This window comes from Flavobacterium sp. GNP001, from assembly GCF_054343775.1.
Genome location: NZ_JBTGUX010000001.1, coordinates 3,220,483 through 3,238,934 on the forward strand (window position 1 = coordinate 3,220,483; position 18,452 = coordinate 3,238,934).

Genomic DNA, 18,452 nt, shown 5'->3' on the forward strand with positions numbered 1-18,452 from the left:
CTAAAGTACCAATCTTAAACAGCTGAAATGAAATTAGTGCTGTATAGGCTTTTTTTAATTCATCCCACCGCTCGAAAGACTATTTTTAATTTTGTGGCCAAGAAATATTTTGCTTCGAAATAGACATAAAAAAACCTCGTTATGGCTTGCGCTGTAGCGAGGTAATTAAGTTTTTTGATGTGATTTACGTCTTTGCTATTTTTTTATTCGAACTAAAGCGGGCATCCCAATACAATAACAGCATAAAAGTTACTATAACAGCAGAACTAACTCCTTCGAATAAAAGGGAAATAGAATAGGTCATTACCGATGGCTCACCACCAAATAAAAATGTTTTAGATAATGAACCAATATACTCTTCTCCTCCTTTAGCATAGCTGTAGCCAATAAGCGCTACAATACTTAATAGAACGCCTATTAAGGCTGTTAGTAATGCGGAAACAGCATTAGCAGCTAAGGTAGTTTTGCCTTCGGCATAGTTAGATAGAAGGGTTCGATTAGTGCCATAAAAGATAAACAGCACATTAAATACACGTAAAATGTGACTATCGGCTAAGCCCAATAGTTCCATCGCTAAGAAATAAAGTCCAATACCTACAATGATCAGTACTCCATTTGTTAATTCTTTTGGAAGTTTCATACCGCTAAATTTTTTAGTTTGACAATAGTATCTCTTTGATAAAGAGAGGTTAATACCAAATTTAAATAAAAAAAGCCGAATGGCGCTATTAAATATTAGATTTTATTAATGTACTCTAATACAGTTTGTTCGTCTTTGTGCAACTGATTTTTCAAATCTTCGATTGAGTCGAATTTTTTCTCTGAGCGAATTCGTTGTACTATTGCTACTTGAATCTCTTGTTGGTACAAATCGCCTTCAAAGTCTATAAAGTTAACTTCAATAGATTGCTGCTGCCCTCCAACAGTAGGATTGGTACCTATATTCATCATACCATACACGAGTTTGTTTTGTATTTGGCTTTGTACAATATAAACCCCGTTTTGCGGAACGAGTTTAAAGTTTTCAGCTATTTGCAAGTTAGCTGTAGGATAACCAATAGTGCGCCCTAATTGTTTGCCTTTTACAACGGTGCCTGTTAAAAAGTAATCATAACCTAAATAACTGTTGGCTAGACTCATGTTTCCATCGAGTAGAGCTGTTCTTATTTTTGTTGAGCTAACAGAGATGTCATTAATTTCTTGAACAGAAATTTGTTCCACTTCAAACCCATATTCATCTCCAAAACCAATTAAATCATTGATGTCAGCAGTTCTATTTCGTCCAAATCGATGGTCGTAGCCGATTATTATTTTATGGATTTTGAATTTTTCAACCAAGACATCTCGAACGAATTCTTCGGCCGTAAGTCTTGAAAAGGCTTCATCAAACGGATGAATGACAATGTTTTCTATTCCTAGTTCTTCAATCAATGCGACTTTTTCGGTAATGGTATTTAAAAGTTTTAGCGTTGATCCTCCTTGTAAAACCATTCGTGGGTGCGGAAAAAAAGTAAGTACCAAGCTTTCAAATTCTCTGTTGGCGGTATTTTGAGTGAGTTTTTGAAGGATTTTTTTATGACCTAAGTGTACTCCGTCAAAAGTTCCAAGGGTCAAAATCGTTTTTTTGGTAGTCGAAAAGTCGTTTATAGAATGAAAAATCTTCAAAGCAAGGGTTTTATAATGCTGCAAATTTACGCTATACAATTGATATAATTAAAAAAGGACCGAAAACTTCGGCCCTTTGATGCAAAATAGTAGACAAGTTGTTATTTTTTGATGAAAGGAATAGTTTGTCTACTTGATCCGTCTGTGACAAGTTGTAAAAAGTACATGCCTTGTGCTAAGTTAGCAACATTAATTTGTAATTCTTGTTTAGATTCTATTGTTTTTGTACGGATTGTTTGACCTAAAAGATTGATTATGCTGTATGAAGTTGGATAATTAATACTATTAGCATCAAGGCTAACGTTTAGGATATCTGCAGTTGGATTGGGGTATAGCACAATATTTTGTAGTGTACCGATAGTATTTGTTCCAAGTGTTCCTATTCTAAAATTCGTTGATTCTGTATCTGTAAAGGCTCCGCCAGTCACTATTGTTTCATTAGTTGGAGTGGCTAAGGTGTAAAATCCTTCGCCCCAATCGCAACAAACTCCATCAGCGGCATCATCATTTATGGTAAAAGTATAGCAATCATTATTTGCTAATACAAAAGTTACTTTAACTGGAGCGGGTAAAGGTTGTGCGCTTGCCACATCAGTATAGGGCCCACCACTGTATAAAATGGTACCTGCTGAATTAGTAAGTTGCCAAGTAGTTTCAGATCCAAATCGGTCATTTTGAAGAGTGAAATTGATTATAGTGCTTGCAACGTTTTTGTCTACTTTGAAAGTTTGGTCAGCGCTATTATTGGCACTATTTTGATCTGTTGTGTTATTAACATTTATAATTGTTGCGTTAAAATTATGTGTTCCACCACTTGTTGTTAGTGTGTTTAATGTTAAAGTTGTAGATACATTTGTGTCTAAATTACCAGTCCAATTTAAGGTTTGTAAATTGGTATTGTCAATGCTGTAACGAATTGTTGCAGCAGTCAGTGCTGCATTTCCTTTGTTTTCTAAAATAATAACGGGAGTAAAGCTGTTGCTGCACTTTTGAATATTTAAGTTAGAAATAGCAATTGCGCCATCATTATTTAGTGTCACCCCAGGGGTTAGTGCATCAGAAGTTTTTAGGCTCGCCCTACGAACAGAGTTATTAATGACGGTTATCATTCTTGTTTTTTGATCTCCAGTAAATATATTCATGCAGCTATCATTAGTGTAATCCATATAATTTTCTACCATATCTAATCCTGGAGAGTTGATACAAGAATCTACGTTTGTTGGACAGCCAGAATTGTCTATAGCAGTATTTGGTGTATCCTGACAAAAATCATCTACACTACATCCGTCCTCATCTTCATTAGCATCGCCCCAAATATGACGAAGTCCTAAAAAATGTCCTACTTCATGAGTTGCTGTTCTGCCTTGGTCGTATGTGGGTCCATATGTTCCCGTAGGGAAATACGATTTTGACCCGAAAAACTGATATTGTATAACAACGCCATCGGTAGCTGCAGCGCCACCACTGCTGTTTAACCCAGGTAATCCCGCAGAACTTGGGAATTGAGCATAACCCAACAAATCAGTTCGGTCGAAATTTAAAACCCAAATATTTAAGTATTTATCCGGATTCCATTGGGTTTGTGGTTTTACAGTGTTTTCTATTTCATCAAGTGACCAACTACTTTGCCCTAAATTTACTCTATGAATACCGTTTGATAGCACTCCTGCTGGATCTCTTTTGGCTAAAGCGAATTCAATTTCAATATCAGCTCCAACTGGATTGGTGTTGAATCCTGGGGTGTTTATTTTTCTTCTAAAATCTTCATTTAGTACGCGAATTTGGGAGTTGATTTGTTCTGCAAACAAATTTTCATTGGTGCCTACAGCGTCACCATTATGAATTACGTGCACTACAACAGGAATTGTAATAACTGCGTTAGTTTGTGCTGTTTTACTTGATTTTCTCTTTCTGGCTTGTTCAAGTTGTACTTGGGGCGCTAACCAGTTTTCGAATTCTTGTGTTGAAAGTCGCTGTGGGTTTGATGCTTTTAAATATTCCTCATATTCTGTCGACGCACAACGAATTACTTTTCCTGCTTGTACGGACTTTTTTTTACCAAAAAGAGTTACTTCTACATTTGATTGTGCATAACTGGAGTGATGTGCAACTATAATAAGTAACAAAAGGAAAGTAATTTTTTTCATATGTGGTGTTTTTGGGACGAAGGTTGTACTTATTTACGAAATTAACATGATTTTGGCTTGCTGATCATGATATTATTGCCATTGTTGTCTTAGTATAAAATAAAATTACTAATTTTTTTTATCCCAAAGGGACTTGTTGGTCTTTTATTTTCCGTTAAAGGTTGTCATCGTGATCTCTATGCCAGCTGTCCCAAATGATTTTATGATTTCACTAGCTACTTCTAAACGTTCAGGTAAGGCAGCTTGTTCGGCATCATTCCAGTCTCCAAGTACATAATCTACTTGTTTTCCTTTTTTAAATTCGTCGCTAATTCCAAATCTAAAACGAGCGTATTGTTGTGTGTTGAGTACGAGATTGGTGTTTTTTAAACCGTTGTGTCCGCCATCGCTTCCTTTTTGACGAATACGAATGGTACCGAAGGAAAGGTTCAAATCGTCTGTAATGACTAAGATATTTTCTAGCGGAATATTTTCTTGATCCATCCAATATTTGATGGCTTTGCCACTCAAATTCATGTAGGTGTTAGGTTTGAGCAAGAAAAAGGCTCTGCCTTTAAAACTGTATTTGGCCAGGGCACCAAGTTTTACGGTTTCGAATTGAAGGCCTTCTTTTTTGGCTAAAAAGTCAAGTACTTTAAAACCGATGTTGTGTCTGGTGTTTACATATTCGGCACCGATGTTGCCAAGTCCTACTATTAAAAATTTCTTCATGCTATTGCTATTGGTCTCTTGTTTTGAGGTTGCGAAAAGATTTAAAATCCATTGTATCATGTTGCAAAAGTAAGCTTAATTCAATAAAATGGCTATGCTGTTGCTGATATTTAAAACTTTGGTAAAGCAGAATACTTAGATGCAAAAGTAGTGTGTAGTAGCCCCGATTGGAGTGAAAATCCTTTTTGTGCGCATTTTTTTGCGTACAAAAAGATTGTAGCGGAAAGCGGGAATAAATAGGTGTAACAAAATAGTTTAGCTGCTCCTAAAAATGGATTTCAAAAACTAAAAAGCAAAAAAAAGCGCCAGTTGGGTAACTGACGCTTTGATGTATGATTGAAAAAAATTATTTTTTCTTTCCTTTTGCAGGAGCTTTTGCTGCTTTTGCTGCTTCTTGAGCTGCTTTCATAGCCGCACGAGAAATCTTCACTTGACAAATTACTGTGTTGTCTGGGTGCATGATTTTGAAGTTTGGTGTAGGTACTTTAGTAACGTACAATTTGTTACCCATGTCAAGCGGAGTAATGTCAGCCTCAACAAAATCAGGAAGATCTTTAGGAAGCGCTCTTACTTTTAATTTACGGTTGTTCATACGTAAATCACCACCTGCCATTACACCTTTAGATTTCCCTACGATTTTCACAGGAACTTCCATAGTGATTTCTTTGTCATCAAAGATTTGAAAGAAGTCAATGTGTAAAATTTTGTCAGATACTGGGTGTACTTGAATGTCTTGTAAAACAGCATTGAATGATTTTCCGTTTCCAAGATCGATCACAACTGTGTGCGCGTTTGGAGTGTAAACCAAGTTTTTGAATGCCATTACTTCTGCTGAGAAATGAACTGCTTGACTTCCTCCGTATAATACGCAAGGAACCAATCCAGCATTACGTAAGGCTTTAGTAGCTACTTTGCCCACGCTTTCTCTTTCTGATCCTTTAATTGTAATCGATTTCATTTTAAATATTTATATAGTTATTAATTAAACTCTTTTTTTTAAGTCCTTAGCTGTTATTTCTAAGTCCTTAGTTTTTGACTCTAGATCATAGCCACTCTACTAAGTACTAATCACTAGGGACTAAAAATTACATGATAAACTTTCCGCTAATCGAATTGTTATGGTGTACCATGTGCATTACTTCGGCAAAAAGTGGAGCACAGCTCAACACTCTTATTTTGTTTGATTCTTTCTTTAACGGAATAGAATCGGTAACTATTAATTCGCTCAACTTAGAGTTTTCAATTTTCTCATAAGCATCACCAGATAAAATGGCGTGTGTACAAATAGCACGTACGCTCAAAGCACCTTTTTCAATCATTAAATCGGCGGCTTTCGCCAAAGTGCCTCCGGTATCAATCATATCATCAACCAGAATGACGTTGCGACCTTTAACCTCTCCGATTAGTTCCATCGTGTCAATCACGTTGGCTGCTTTTCGCTGTTTGTAGCAAATTACTACATCCGATTCTAAAAATTTAGAATAGGCATAAGCTCTTTTTGAACCACCCATATCAGGCGAAGCAATTGTTAAATTGTCAAGTCCTAAGCTTTTTACGTATGGTAAAAAGATAGTAGATGCAAAAAGGTGATCTACTGGTTTTTCAAAAAATCCTTGAATTTGATCAGCGTGCAAATCCATGGTCATTACTCTTGTTGCGCCTGCAGCATCTAATAAATTAGCTACTAACTTAGCTCCAATCGGAACTCTAGGCTTGTCTTTTCTATCTTGTCTTGCCCATCCAAAATAAGGAATTACAGCAGTTATGTGTCTGGCTGAAGCTCTTTTTGCAGCATCAATCATTAGTAACAATTCCATTAAATTATCTGCTGTTGGAAAAGTCGAGCAAACAATGAATACGCGCAAACCTCTAATTGACTCTTCGTACGAAGGTTGAAATTCACCGTCGCTGTATTTTGACATGGTGATTTTTCCTAAAGGAATTCCGTATTCTTTTGCTATTTTCTCAGCAAGATAAACACTTTGCGAACAAGCAAATATTTTAGCTTCTGGTTCTAGGTGTGACATTTAGTTTGTTGTTTTATCCCGAAGTTAAAATTGTTTCAAAAAATCCAAACTGTATTTTGGCTTCTTTTTATGTATTTACCTCGGTTGTAGTTAGTTGTGTGTTGTGTTTTTACCGAGGTGCAAATTTATGAAATTTATTCAACTCTGAAAGGAAAAAATTAAGTATTTTTTGTTGGACTATTAAATATATTTTTTACATTTGCACCGTGTTAAAGATAAAGGCACTTGGCTACCACCACTTGTCTCTTTATTGCGTGAAACGACTGTTGTCGTTTCGGTCTGCTAAGCCCGGATGGCGGAATTGGTAGACGCGCTGGTCTCAAACACCTGTGGGAAACCGTGCCGGTTCGACTCCGGCTCCGGGTACAAAATCCGCTTCGAAAGAAGCGGATTTTTTTGTTACAAAGAGTTCCGAAGTAGCAATGCGCTTTTATTTTCAATTTGTCCTTTTTTCCCTTTCAAAATCATATCGGCAAGTAAGCGTCCCATTAGTTTAAAGTCAGTAGAAATTGTGGTGATGCCGTTTTCAACTACTTTTTTTAAAGGAGTTTCGTTATAGGAAATAATGCCATAATCAATTCCTAGTTGTAATTGTTGTGTTTTGGCTTGTTCGATAACTTCAACTAAATCACGATCACTCGGAATAACGTATACTTCGCCTTTTTGAATGGTGCGGTTTTGCATTTTGGTAATAATTTCGTGGGCTAAACCAAAGTCTGAACAAAATTTTTCAAAACCTATTTTCATACCCAATGGCTCTCGAAATCCGGGAAAAATCATAATTAATTTTTGGTAAGAACTCAATTGGTTTTGGCCTTTGAGTAATCCATTGTAAATATCTTTTACAAAATTTTGGTACACCGCCGGATAGTCTGATAATTCGGTATTGGTTTGATCCAGGATATACACATCATTAACTGGTAGGGTTTTTATACTAGCCGCTGCATCTGCTAAATTGGTTGGCATAATGATGTACTTAGTGTAATTTCCGTTGCTATCATTAATTAGTTTCTGAAAAACAGTTGGGTTAAAATGATGGAAAAAAATATCTACTTGTACATCAGCTCCAATACTTTCTAAAAACGAATTGTATAAGTCTTCTTTAAAGATGTTTAACTCATCAAATAATAAAAAAATCCTTTGTTTGATAGTAGTTTCAATGCTTTTGATGTAGTATCCTTTTCCAGGAATGGCATAAATTATTCCTCTTTTTTTTAATTCTTCGTAAGCTTGTAGAACGGTATCTCGAGACAATGAAAACTCCATACAGACCTTGTTTACAGATGGAAGTGCATCTCCTTTTTTAATTTTTTTGTCGGCAATTACTTGTTCAATTGAAGAGATAATTTGCTTGTATTTTGGAATTCCAATGTTGTTTTGAATCGAAATTAATTTCATTTGGATGCTAATTTGGGTGCAAGATACAAAAACTGGTAGGTACTGGTATGTATGATTTGACAATTCCTTTATTTTTGGTTTTTCATATTTCATAATTTTAGCATGAAAATAAAACATAAATCACATTTTAATTCTAATTCTGCTGTCAAATCGTTTGGTGTTCTCGCCGATGGGTCGGCTGTTTTTGAATGTGAACTAAAAAATGGAAATGGTCTTGTAGCCAAAATTATCACCTACGGTGCTACGCTAACTAGTTTAAAAGTGCCATTAAAGGATGAGAGTAGTGTAGATGTGGTTTTGGGTTTTGAAACTTTAGAACAATACCTGCAATCGTTTGATTTGCCAAGTGCACCTTATTTCGGGGCTACTGTAGGTCGGTTTGCAGGTCGTATCAACGAGGGTGCCTTTCCGCTTGACGGAACAACAATTAATTTGGATACCAATTCGAACGGAAATACATTGCATGGCGGACCAAATAGTTTCAGTCAAAAAAATTGGGTGATCAAAAACCGTACAGAAGGTAAAAATCCTTCGGTTACTTTAAGTCACACAAATCCTGATGGCGATAACGGTTTTCCGGGAGAGCTGCAAATTGATTTAACTTATACTTTAACTGAAACGAATGAATTGGCATTAGAGTATATTGCGCATACAACTACCAAAACAATTATAAACTTGACGCATCACAGTTATTTTAATTTAGATGGGCAAGCAGCAACAGTTGTGAATCATGAACTAAAAATTAAGTCGCAACGCATTTTAGACACGATTTCGTCCGGAATTCCAACAGGTAAATTCTTAAATGTTGCCAATTGCCCTTTTGATTTTTCAGAGGGTAGACTTTGCCCAGGCAAAATAGACAATACTTTCATCTTAAATAAAGTTAAAGAATATGCGGCTAGCTTGTACAACAGCTCCAAAACCTTAAAGATGTCGGTTTTCACCAATCAACCAGCTATTCATGTGTACGTGGGTGGAAATTGTTTCTCGCAATTAAAAGGAAAAGAAGGTGCTGAATATACAGCTTTGAGTGGTGTTTGTTTTGAAACTCAAAATTTTCCAGATGCGCCCAATCACTCGCATTTTCCTTCTTGTGAGTTAGATAAGGGCGAACTGTACTATCATAAAACTATTTACAAATTTAAAGCATTATAAAAATGAAACTACAAAAGGCTTTTTTAATTAAAATCGTTGCCATTGCTTCGCTTTTTTCATGTTCTAATAGTAATGAAACAGAGGTTGAGGTAGCGCCACCTGCCGTTGTTGATGCATTTATACGAGCAGCTGATATTTCGTATTTGCCAGAACTAGAAGCGTCAGGAAAAGTGTTGTACAACGCCAACAACCAGCCGGAAAATATGCTAACCACCTTAAAAAATTCAGGATGCAACACCGTTCGAATTCGTTTGTGGAATAATCCAAGCAACGGACGTTCTGGTTTAGCTGAGGTGAAGACACTAGCACAAAAAGCAAAACAAGCGGGTTTCAAAGTTTGGTTGACCGTTCATTATTCGGATACTTGGGCTGATCCAGGAGCACAAGAAACGCCAGCGGAGTGGAAATCACTCTCATTCACTGCTCTTAAAACAGCTATAACAACCTACACTACAACAATAATGAATGAAATAAAGCCAGATATTATTCAAATAGGAAACGAAATAAATAGCGGTTTGCTTTGGCCTCAAGGTAATTTGATCAGCCAAGAAACGCAAAGTTTATCCTTGTTGGCGGCGGCAAGTGCAGCAGTTCGGGCTGCGCAACCTTCTACCAAAATCATGATTCATTATGCAGGAGTTTCTCCCTCAGATACGAATTGGTTTTTCAATAAAGTAAAAGGTGTCGATTATGACTACATCGGTTTGTCTTACTATCCAATTTGGCACGGAAAAGATACCAACAATATAAAAACAACTATTGATGCCTTGGGAAAAACATTTGCTAAAAAAGTACTCATTGCTGAGACGGCTTATCCATTTACTTTAACTTGGAATGATTACACCAACAATATTGTGGGGCTTGAATCGCAGTTGGTAACTGGATATCCAGCAACTCCTGATGGACAAAAAAGTTTTGTGCTAGCTATTAAAAATTTAGTAAAAGCATCAGAATACGGTCAGGGATTTGCCTATTGGGGTGGCGAGTGGGTTTCTTTCAAAGGGAATCAAGCTACCAATGGATCTACCTTTGAGAACCAAGCTTTTTATGATTTTAACAATAAAGCCTTGCCTGTTTTACAAGCTTTTGCACAATAAGACGAAACATGATGAAAATAACTAAGACCAGACATTTTTTCCCTTTAGTTTTGTTTCAACTCCTGTTTTTTTCTTGTAGTTCAACAAAGAAAATAGCTTCGACTGTTCCGGCTTTCGCCAAAGGTGCCGATGTAGGTTGGTTGCCACAAATGGAAGCTACAGGTTACAAATTTTACGATACGGATGGAAAGCCCACAGACGCTCTACAACTTTTGAAAGACCGCGGAATGAATTCTGTTCGCTTGCGCGTATGGGTAAATCCAAATGACGATAAAGCTAGCGGGCATTGTAGCCCAGCCGAAACGGTTGCTATGGCAGTTCGCGCTCAAAAAATGGGTATGCGCATCATGATTAACTTTCATTACAGTGATTCTTGGGCTGATCCGGCTAAACAATCCAAACCTAAAGCTTGGGGAAATCATTCGTTTGAGCAGCTTTTAACAGATGTCTACAATCATACTTTTGAAATGCTGCGTGTGTTAAAAGCGGCAAAAGTGACTCCAGAATGGGTCCAAGTTGGAAACGAAATTCCTGGCGGTATGCTTTGGCCCGAAGGTAAAACTTCAAATTTTAAGCAACTAGCGCAACTGTTAAATAAAGGATACGAAGCCACAAAAGCAATTGACCCAAAAATTAAAGTAATTGTGCATCTTGATGAGGGAAATAATAACGAAAAATTCCGTTGGTTTTTTGACCAAGCTACGCTTTTTAAGGTCAAGTATGATGTAATTGGGTTATCGTATTATCCGTTTTGGATCAAAAAAGATTATTCAGAAACCATTTCAGATTTGGCTTTTAATTTAAATGATATGGTTTCTCGCTATGGTAAAGAAGTTATGGTAGTTGAAGTAGGCGGCGAGGATGATAAACCTCAAAATACTTTTGAATTATTAACAGAAACTATCAAAGCCGTGAAAGCAGTTCCCAACCAAAAAGGATTAGGCGTCATGTATTGGGAACCGCAAGGAGCCAAATCTTGGAGCGGTTACAGTTTGAGCGCTTGGCAATCAGATGGAAAACCTTCAATGGCTTTGGATGCTTTTAAAGAGTAATGAATAGGATTCAAAAGAAATGTCACAACATATAAGTCATATGAGTTTTTAACTTGATTGTTAGAAAAAATAGCAATTCGTTTACGTGAATGTTTAAACTTATATTTTCTTTCGAATAGTAAATGGCCAAGCTAAGTAACTTTCGCTTAAATGACTTAAATGTTTATAAGTGGAATAGCTAATAAATTATTATATAGTTTCAAATGAAAAAAATATCCTCTATTATTTTGGTGTTTATAATATTCACCACGACAGCTTTTCCTCAATCAAGAGAAGTTAAGGTGTTAAATTCCAATTGGAAATTTCAAAAAGGCGATCACGCTGGCGCAGAAAAAGTCGTTTTTAACGATGCCAAATGGCAAAAAGTGAGCGTTCCGCATGATTGGGCAATCTACGGTCCTTTTGATAAAAATGTTGATATCCAAAAGGTAGCCATCGTTCAAAACGGAGAAACTGTAGCTACTGAAAAAACAGGTAGAACAGGAGCTTTGCCGCATATTGGTACTGCTTGGTACCGCAACACTGTGAGTTTGCCAAAAGATGTAAAAGGCAAAAAAATCATTTTGCTTTTTGAAGGCGCCATGAGTGAGCCTGAAATTTACTGGAACGGAAAAAAAGTAGGCGAGTGGAAATACGGTTACAGCTATTTTTATTTCGATATTTCGCAATGGGCACAAGAAGGCAATAATACTTTAGCGGTAAAACTATCTAACAAAGAATTTGCTTCACGTTGGTATCCGGGTGCAGGATTGTATCGAAATGTAAGCGTGATCATCAAGAATGAAGAAAGTATCGATCAATGGGGACAGTTTGTAACTACACCACTTGTTACAGATGCTGTTGCAAAAGTGAACCTCAAAACGAAAGTATCAGGAGAAAACTCGCGATTAGTAACTACTATTTTTGATGCCGATGGTAAAAAAATTGGTTCTGACGAAGCAACCGTGCCTTTTGGTCAAGAGTTCGATCAAAATATAAAAGTAGAAAAACCGAAATTGTGGAGTCCAGAGAGCCCGTATTTGTACAAAGCAGTGTCGCAGCTGTTCGTTGGTGACCAGTTAAAAGATGAAAATACTACCGTTTTCGGAATCAGGTCCATCAAATATGAAGCAGCCAAAGGCTTTAGCTTAAATGGAAAAGTGACTAAGTTCAAAGGAGTTTGTTTGCACCACGATTTGGGACCGCTTGGGGTTGCTGTTAACAAAGCGGCGTTGCGCAGACAAATGCAAATTTTAAAGGATATGGGTTGCAATGCCATCCGAAGTTCGCACAACATGCCATCATTGGAACAATTAGAGTTAGCCGATGAAATGGGGTTTCTATTTCTGGCAGAAAGTTTTGATGAATGGGCTAAGCCAAAGGTAGACAATGGCTACCATCGTTTTTTTGAAGAATATGCAGAGAAAGATATCGTAAATTTAGTTCGAGCTACCAGAAATCATCCTTCGATTGTGATGTGGAGTTCAGGTAACGAAGTCCCTGATCAGTGGGGCGAAGAGGGCGTTAAAAGAGCCAAATGGTTGCAAGAAATATTTCATCGAGAAGATCCAACTCGTCCCGTAACCGTAGGAATGGATCAGGTAAAAGCTACCATCGAATCGGGTTTTGGAGCCTTGCTAGATATTCCTGGACTCAATTATCGCGTTCATTTATACGATGAGGCTCAAAAAAAATTCCCTCAAGGTTTTATTTTGGGTTCCGAAACGGCTTCCACAGTAAGTTCACGAGGAATTTATAAATTTCCCGTTGTTCAGGAAAAAATGAAGCAATATCCCGATTTTCAATCTTCGTCTTATGATTTAGAAGCCTGCAGTTGGTCAAATGTTCCCGATGAAGATTTTGTGCTGCAAGATGATAAACCTTGGGTAATTGGCGAATTCGTTTGGACCGGTTTTGATTATTTGGGCGAACCGACACCTTACGACGAAAGTTGGCCGTCACGAAGTTCGTATTTCGGAATCAATGATTTAGCGGGTTTACCGAAAGACCGATATTATTTGTATCGCAGTCGTTGGAATACTAAGGATACAACGCTGCACATTTTACCACATTGGAATTGGGAAGGCCGCGAGGGGCAAACAACGCCTGTTTTTGTCTACACCAATTACAACAGTGCTGAGCTTTTTATCAATGGCAAAAGCATGGGCGTGCAGAAAAAAAATAACAGCACACCACAAAATCGCTACCGCCTGATGTGGATGGATGTTAAATACGAGCCGGGAACAGTAAAAGTAGTTGCCCTAGATGATAACGGTAAAGCAGTGGCCGAAGAGCAAATTCAAACCGCAGGAAAACCGCATCATATTGTGCTTGAGGCGGATCGAAAAACAATCTCGGCTGATGGTGAAGATATTTCGTTTGTTACGGTTTCAGTTGTTGATAAAAATGGAATTCCGTGCCCAACAGCTACAAATCAATTAAAATTTAAAGTTTCTGGTGCAGCATCGTACAGAGCGGCTTGTAATGGTGACGCTACCTCGCTCGAAATGTTTCATAATGATACAATGAAGCTTTTTAGCGGAAAATTAGTGGTTTTAGTACAATCAAAAGTAAGTGTTGGAACAGCGAAATTAGAGGTAAGTGGAGCAGGTTTAAAAAGTGGTTTTGTCGATTTGCTTGTCAAATAATCAACCCAAGCAAAAGGCGCAGCAGGCCAATAATACAGTAAAATTAGAAGTTTATGAATGATGTAGTAATACAAAAGACGAGTGCTTTTTTTCAGGAAAAATTTGGTTCAACTCCCGAAAAAATAGTGCTTTCTCCTGGTCGAATTAATATCATCGGAGAACATATTGATTATAATGATGGTTATGTTTTGCCCGCTGCCATTGATAAGATTATTTGCTTTGCTTTTGCCAAAAACAATTCAAACGAATCCAAAATTATAGCCTTGGATTTGAATGAAGAATTGGTATTTGATCTTTCGGCAGATGTTAGTCATAGCAAAATTGAATGGACAAATTATATTTTAGGAGTGATCAAACAATTACAAGATAATGGATTTAATTTTGAAGGTTTTAATTGTGTGTTTAGCAGTAATATTCCAGTTGGTTCCGGCTTGTCATCTTCGGCAGCGCTTGAATGTGGTTTTTTATACGGAATTAATGCGCTTTTTAATTTGCAAATAAAACCAATTGATATGGCGCTTATGGGTCAAAAAGCAGAACATTGGGTAGGAATTAATTGTGGTATCATGGACCAGTTTTCAAGTGTAATGGGACTCGAAAACAAAGTAATTAAAATTGATTGCAAAACTTTAGAATACGAATACCACACGGCCGACTTTAATGATTATGCCTTGATTTTGTTCGATTCGAATGTGAAACACTCCTTGATGACTTCGGCCTACAATCAAAGAAGAGAACAATGCGAAGAAGGGTTGTCTCTTTTGAAAAATAAGTTCCCAGAAATCAATAGTTTTAGAGATTGTAGTTTGGAGCATGTACTACAATTGCAAGACGTGATGAGTGCCGACGTTTTTAAAAGATGTTCGTTTGTGGTGAAAGAAATCGAAAGAGTAACTTTAGCTTGTGCCGCGCTAGACGCAGGCGCTATTAAAACTTTAGGACAGTTGATGTTTGAAACCCACGAAGGATTATCTCAAGAATATGAAGTGAGTTGCGTCGAACTTGATTATTTAGTTGATTCTGTAAAAAATGAAAAGGCCGTTGTAGGTTCGCGTTTAATGGGTGGCGGTTTTGGTGGTTGTACCATAAATTTGATCAAAAAGGGAGAAGAAGACGCAATAAAAACGAAATTAGTTGAAGGTTACAAAACTACTTTTGGTATCGATTTAAAGATTTATGATGTTAAAATCGGAAATGGTACTTCTTTGTATGAACCTCTGAAGCACTAAAAAACGGAACACTGATTACATCCATTTTTAAGCACAAAATTAGTTTGTGTTGAATAGACCTTCCAATCAAGTGATGGTACAAACAATAAATGAATAGCATGAAAAATTTTGATATTAACGAAGATCCACATAGGCGTTTCAATCCCTTAATTAATGAATGGGTTTTGGTTTCGCCACACCGTTCTAAACGACCTTGGCAAGGCCAAAATGAATCTATAGCAACAGAAAAACTACCGGAATACGACCCAACTTGTTATTTATGTCCAGGTAACGTTCGTGCCAACGGAGAAGTAAACCCCGAGTATGAAAATGCCTTTGTTTTTGAGAATGATTTTGCAGCTTTAAAACAAGATGAAATCCATTTTGAGGAAGATCAAAACGAACGTTTTTTTAAGGCTAGGCCAGAAAGAGGAATTTCAAGAGTCGTTTGTTTTTCACCCAAACATCATCTGACTTTACCAGAAATGGAGGCGCATGAGATTGAAGATATCATTGCGACTTGGCAGCGCGAGTACACAGATTTAGGCACTGTATCATACATCAACCATGTACAAATTTTTGAAAACAAAGGCAGTGTGATGGGTTGCAGTAATCCGCATCCGCATGGGCAAATTTGGGCACAATCATCTCTACCAACTCAGGTTGAAAAAACACAAGTTAGTCTGAAAAAATATTGGGACCAATACCAGCGCACACTTTTGCAGGATTATGTGCAAGAGGAGTTGCGTTCTCAAGAGCGAATTGTGATCGAAAATGAATATTTTATAGCTTTAGTTCCGTTCTGGGCCATTTGGCCTTATGAAACGATAATTATTAGTAAGCGTAATGTTAATAAAATAACTAATTTTACCAAAGCCGAAGTGGCTGATTTCGCGCTGATATTGAAACAGTTGACAACAAAGTATGATAACCTTTTCGAAACTTCGTTTCCGTATTCGTCAGGTATTCATCAGTCGCCAACTGATGGTGATGCGCATCCTGAGTGGCATTTTCACATGCATTTTTACCCGCCCTTGTTACGTTCGGCAACGGTTAAAAAATTCATGGTAGGATATGAAATGATGGGCGAATCGCAACGGGATATTACACCAGAAAAAAGCGCAGCCATATTAAGAGCATTGCCAACCATTCACTATAAAACCAACCAAAAACCAAAAACTATTTAACCAATGCAAACATTAGCAACCCAAGATTACATTGTCTTTTTCTTCTACTTCATCTTAATTGTGAGTTATGGAGTATGGATTTATCGCAAGAAGAAAAAAGAAGAAACCAGTAGTAAGGATTATTTTTTAGCCGAGGGGTCACTCACATGGTGGGCTATTGGCGCATCATTAATTGCGAGTAATATTAGTGCGGAGCAGTTTATCGGAATGAGCGGAAGTGGTTTCAAGATGGGATTAGCCATTGCTACTTATGAGTGGATGGCGGCTTTCACCTTAATTATTGTTGCTATTTTCTTTATTCCAGTATATCTAAAAAATAAAATTTTTACCATGCCGCAGTATCTTAATCAAAGGTATAATAGTAATGTGGCCATGATTATGGCGGTGTTTTGGCTGTTGTTGTATGTTTTAGTAAATTTGACTTCCATTTTATACCTAGGCGCTTTGGCAATCAGTAGTATTTCTGGATTGAATTTGACTTTGTGTATGATTTTCTTGGCGTTTTTCGCGGTTATGATTACGCTAGGCGGTATGAAGGTTATTGGTTACACGGATGTTATTCAAGTTTTCTTTTTGATATTAGGAGGGTTGGTAACTACTTATCTAGCCCTGAATTTGGTTGCCGAGGAATTTGGCACAACAGGTGTTATTAATGGTTTTAATTTGATGACCACTGAGGCTAACGATCATTTCCACATGATTTTTGACAAAACGAACCCGAATTATATGGATTTACCAGGTCTGTCTGTTTTGATTGGAGGAATGTTAATTATCAATCTCAATTATTGGGGTTGTAACCAATACATCACGCAGCGAGCATTAGGAGCGGATATTAAAACGGCGCGGAATGGAATTTTGTTTGCTGCATTCTTAAAACTGTTAATGCCTATTATTGTTGTATTGCCTGGAATAGCTGCTTTTGTATTGTATCAAAAAGGATATTTTGGTTCCGAGATGCTACAAGACGGCTCGTTAAATCCAGATCGTGCTTATCCTGTTTTGTTAAATTTACTTCCAGTAGGTTTAAAAGGGCTTTCTTTTGCTGCACTTACTGCTGCTATTGTAGCTTCGTTGGCTGGAAAAGCGAATAGTATTGCTACTATTTTTACTTTAGACATTTACAAGACGAAACTAAATGTGGATGCCGATGAGAAGAAACTTGTTAGCATTGGTAAAAAAGCAATCGTAGTTGCTATGCTGATTGCTGTAGTTGTGGCTCCATTTTTAGGAATTGATAAAAAAGGAGGATTTCAATACATTCAGGAGTACACAGGTTTTGTAAGTCCTGGAGTTTTCGCCATGTTTATTCTTGGTTTCTTCTGGAAGAAAACAACTTCAAATGCGGCTTTGTTTGCAACCATTGGTGGTTTCTTGCTGTCGCTTGCTTTCAAATTTATGCCAGCTGTTGTTGATTTGTCATTTATATATTCAACAGGGTTTGCAGTACCAAATGCAGATGGATTGTATGAAATTCCGTTTATTGATCGTATGGGGTTTGTATTCTTGATTTGTATAATGGGTATGGTGAGTATTAGTTTGTACGAAACGTCAAGAGGTGTTAAAACCAATGGTCTTGAAATTGATCGAGCAATGTTTAAAATGAGTCCTGCCTTTACAGTAGGAATGTTGATTGTGTTGTCATTAATAGCTGCATTCTATACTATTTTTTGGTAAAAGATTAATGCTTCACATTGTATTTGATTTTAATGTGAAGTATTAAAAATGGTAAAACCAGATTAAATTATTAAAGGTGATGCTGGTGCAAAAAAAAGCTTTCGAATATCTCGAAAGCTTTTTTTTTAACCTTTATATTTTTTGATGTTAATTGTTAACTATCGCATCTTGTTTCCAAGTTTTTACAGTAGCAACTCTATTGTTTGAGTAGTCAACTTCATTGAGATTGATTCCATTCCAGAATAACCATTTTCCTGTTTTTTCACCATTACTGTAGGTAGCAACACTTAGTTTGTTACCATTTTCAGCATACGATGTCCAGATTCCTTCTAGTTTTCCGTTTTTGAAAAATCCTTCTTGTTGTACATTTCCATTTTCATAATAGTAAGTTGTTTTTACTAATTCTCCAATAGCTTCTAGTTTTGGATTGTTTTCTTGAGCAGATACGATTCCAGTAAATAGTAATACGGCAATGATGATATATTTTTTCATGATGTAGGTTTT

Annotated in this window: 15 protein-coding genes and 1 tRNA gene; 8 read left to right on the forward strand and 8 right to left on the reverse strand. The window is 36.9% G+C overall.

Features of this window, described 5'->3' with window-relative positions; genetic code table 11:
• Positions 1-184: 184 nt before the first annotated feature.
• From ACXX8U_RS13865 to ACXX8U_RS13890, 6 genes are all read right to left on the reverse strand, one after another.
• Complete coding sequence (locus ACXX8U_RS13865; RefSeq protein WP_458566354.1) at positions 185-640, reverse strand: hypothetical protein; 456 nt, start codon at positions 638-640, stop codon at positions 185-187.
• 95 nt (positions 641-735) lie between these two features.
• The gene (locus tag ACXX8U_RS13870; protein WP_458566355.1) at positions 736-1,665 is read right to left on the reverse strand and encodes a bifunctional riboflavin kinase/FAD synthetase; all 930 of its coding nucleotides are present in this window, start codon (positions 1,663-1,665) and stop codon (positions 736-738) included.
• 101 nt (positions 1,666-1,766) lie between these two features.
• The gene (locus tag ACXX8U_RS13875) at positions 1,767-3,812 is read right to left on the reverse strand and encodes a T9SS type A sorting domain-containing protein (protein WP_458566356.1); all 2,046 of its coding nucleotides are present in this window, start codon (positions 3,810-3,812) and stop codon (positions 1,767-1,769) included.
• Positions 3,813-3,956: 144 nt separating this feature from the next.
• Positions 3,957-4,583 (reverse strand): aminoacyl-tRNA hydrolase, encoded by a 627-nt coding sequence (pth, locus tag ACXX8U_RS13880; RefSeq protein ID WP_458566357.1) that lies wholly within the window; start codon positions 4,581-4,583, stop codon positions 3,957-3,959.
• Between the two features lie 286 nt (positions 4,584-4,869).
• Positions 4,870-5,481 (reverse strand): 50S ribosomal protein L25/general stress protein Ctc, encoded by a 612-nt coding sequence (locus ACXX8U_RS13885; protein ID WP_166132472.1) that lies wholly within the window; start codon positions 5,479-5,481, stop codon positions 4,870-4,872.
• A gap of 127 nt (positions 5,482-5,608) precedes the next feature.
• Positions 5,609-6,550 (reverse strand): ribose-phosphate pyrophosphokinase, encoded by a 942-nt coding sequence (locus ACXX8U_RS13890; protein ID WP_086453166.1) that lies wholly within the window; start codon positions 6,548-6,550, stop codon positions 5,609-5,611.
• A 286-nt stretch (positions 6,551-6,836) separates the two neighbouring features.
• Between ACXX8U_RS13890 and ACXX8U_RS13895 the strand changes: the two genes are divergently transcribed.
• Positions 6,837-6,916: transfer RNA gene (locus ACXX8U_RS13895), tRNA-Leu, on the forward strand.
• A 33-nt stretch (positions 6,917-6,949) separates the two neighbouring features.
• On the opposite strand, the gene ACXX8U_RS13900 is transcribed toward ACXX8U_RS13895, so the two are convergent.
• Positions 6,950-7,948, reverse strand: coding sequence for a GntR family transcriptional regulator (locus tag ACXX8U_RS13900; RefSeq protein ID WP_458566358.1), 999 nt, complete (start codon positions 7,946-7,948; stop codon positions 6,950-6,952).
• Between the two features lie 102 nt (positions 7,949-8,050).
• On the opposite strand from ACXX8U_RS13900, the gene ACXX8U_RS13905 reads away from it, so the two are divergent.
• From ACXX8U_RS13905 to ACXX8U_RS13935, 7 genes are all read left to right on the forward strand, one after another.
• A complete protein-coding gene (locus tag ACXX8U_RS13905) occupies positions 8,051-9,103 on the forward strand; it encodes an aldose epimerase family protein (protein ID WP_458566359.1) in 1,053 nt (350 codons plus the stop codon).
• A 2-nt stretch (positions 9,104-9,105) separates the two neighbouring features.
• On the forward strand, positions 9,106-10,200 hold the full coding sequence (locus tag ACXX8U_RS13910) for a glycoside hydrolase family 53 protein (RefSeq protein WP_458566360.1): 1,095 nt from the start codon (positions 9,106-9,108) through the stop codon (positions 10,198-10,200).
• A gap of 8 nt (positions 10,201-10,208) precedes the next feature.
• Positions 10,209-11,252 carry a glycoside hydrolase family 53 protein gene (locus ACXX8U_RS13915; protein WP_458566361.1) on the forward strand — a complete coding sequence of 348 codons (1,044 nt, stop codon included), beginning with the start codon at positions 10,209-10,211 and terminating at the stop codon, positions 11,250-11,252.
• Between the two features lie 203 nt (positions 11,253-11,455).
• Positions 11,456-13,879, forward strand: a complete 2,424-nt coding sequence (locus ACXX8U_RS13920) for a DUF4982 domain-containing protein (RefSeq protein WP_458566362.1) — start codon at positions 11,456-11,458, stop codon at positions 13,877-13,879.
• A gap of 53 nt (positions 13,880-13,932) precedes the next feature.
• Complete coding sequence (gene galK / locus ACXX8U_RS13925; protein WP_458566363.1) at positions 13,933-15,108, forward strand: galactokinase; 1,176 nt, start codon at positions 13,933-13,935, stop codon at positions 15,106-15,108.
• A 98-nt stretch (positions 15,109-15,206) separates the two neighbouring features.
• Entirely contained in the window at positions 15,207-16,274 is a 1,068-nt protein-coding gene (locus tag ACXX8U_RS13930) for a UDP-glucose--hexose-1-phosphate uridylyltransferase (RefSeq protein WP_458566364.1), read from the forward strand.
• A gap of 3 nt (positions 16,275-16,277) precedes the next feature.
• Positions 16,278-17,948 (forward strand): sodium/sugar symporter, encoded by a 1,671-nt coding sequence (locus ACXX8U_RS13935; RefSeq protein WP_458566365.1) that lies wholly within the window; start codon positions 16,278-16,280, stop codon positions 17,946-17,948.
• Between the two features lie 147 nt (positions 17,949-18,095).
• Here the strand turns inward: ACXX8U_RS13935 and ACXX8U_RS13940 are convergent, their stop codons facing one another.
• The gene (locus tag ACXX8U_RS13940; protein WP_210790718.1) at positions 18,096-18,440 is read right to left on the reverse strand and encodes a toxin-antitoxin system YwqK family antitoxin; all 345 of its coding nucleotides are present in this window, start codon (positions 18,438-18,440) and stop codon (positions 18,096-18,098) included.
• Positions 18,441-18,452: the final 12 nt, after the last annotated feature.

What these genes read in the sequence shown, in the direction of transcription:
- ACXX8U_RS13915 (WP_458566361.1), top strand. Translation starts at nt 10,209, where the DNA reads ATGATGAAAATAACTAAGACCAGACATTTTTTCCCTTTAGTTTTGTTT.
- ACXX8U_RS13930 (WP_458566364.1), top strand. Translation starts at nt 15,207, where the DNA reads ATGAAAAATTTTGATATTAACGAAGATCCACATAGGCGTTTCAATCCC.
- pth (WP_458566357.1), bottom strand. Translation starts at nt 4,583, where the DNA reads ATGATACAATGGATTTTAAATCTTTTCGCAACCTCAAAACAAGAGACC.
- ACXX8U_RS13905 (WP_458566359.1), top strand. Translation starts at nt 8,051, where the DNA reads ATGAAAATAAAACATAAATCACATTTTAATTCTAATTCTGCTGTCAAA.
- ACXX8U_RS13920 (WP_458566362.1), top strand. Translation starts at nt 11,456, where the DNA reads ATGAAAAAAATATCCTCTATTATTTTGGTGTTTATAATATTCACCACG.
- ACXX8U_RS13875 (WP_458566356.1), bottom strand. Translation starts at nt 3,812, where the DNA reads ATGAAAAAAATTACTTTCCTTTTGTTACTTATTATAGTTGCACATCAC.
- ACXX8U_RS13890 (WP_086453166.1), bottom strand. Translation starts at nt 6,550, where the DNA reads ATGTCACACCTAGAACCAGAAGCTAAAATATTTGCTTGTTCGCAAAGT.
- ACXX8U_RS13940 (WP_210790718.1), bottom strand. Translation starts at nt 18,440, where the DNA reads ATGAAAAAATATATCATCATTGCCGTATTACTATTTACTGGAATCGTA.
- ACXX8U_RS13865 (WP_458566354.1), bottom strand. Translation starts at nt 640, where the DNA reads ATGAAACTTCCAAAAGAATTAACAAATGGAGTACTGATCATTGTAGGT.
- ACXX8U_RS13910 (WP_458566360.1), top strand. Translation starts at nt 9,106, where the DNA reads ATGAAACTACAAAAGGCTTTTTTAATTAAAATCGTTGCCATTGCTTCG.
- ACXX8U_RS13885 (WP_166132472.1), bottom strand. Translation starts at nt 5,481, where the DNA reads ATGAAATCGATTACAATTAAAGGATCAGAAAGAGAAAGCGTGGGCAAA.
- ACXX8U_RS13900 (WP_458566358.1), bottom strand. Translation starts at nt 7,948, where the DNA reads ATGAAATTAATTTCGATTCAAAACAACATTGGAATTCCAAAATACAAG.
- ACXX8U_RS13935 (WP_458566365.1), top strand. Translation starts at nt 16,278, where the DNA reads ATGCAAACATTAGCAACCCAAGATTACATTGTCTTTTTCTTCTACTTC.
- galK (WP_458566363.1), top strand. Translation starts at nt 13,933, where the DNA reads ATGAATGATGTAGTAATACAAAAGACGAGTGCTTTTTTTCAGGAAAAA.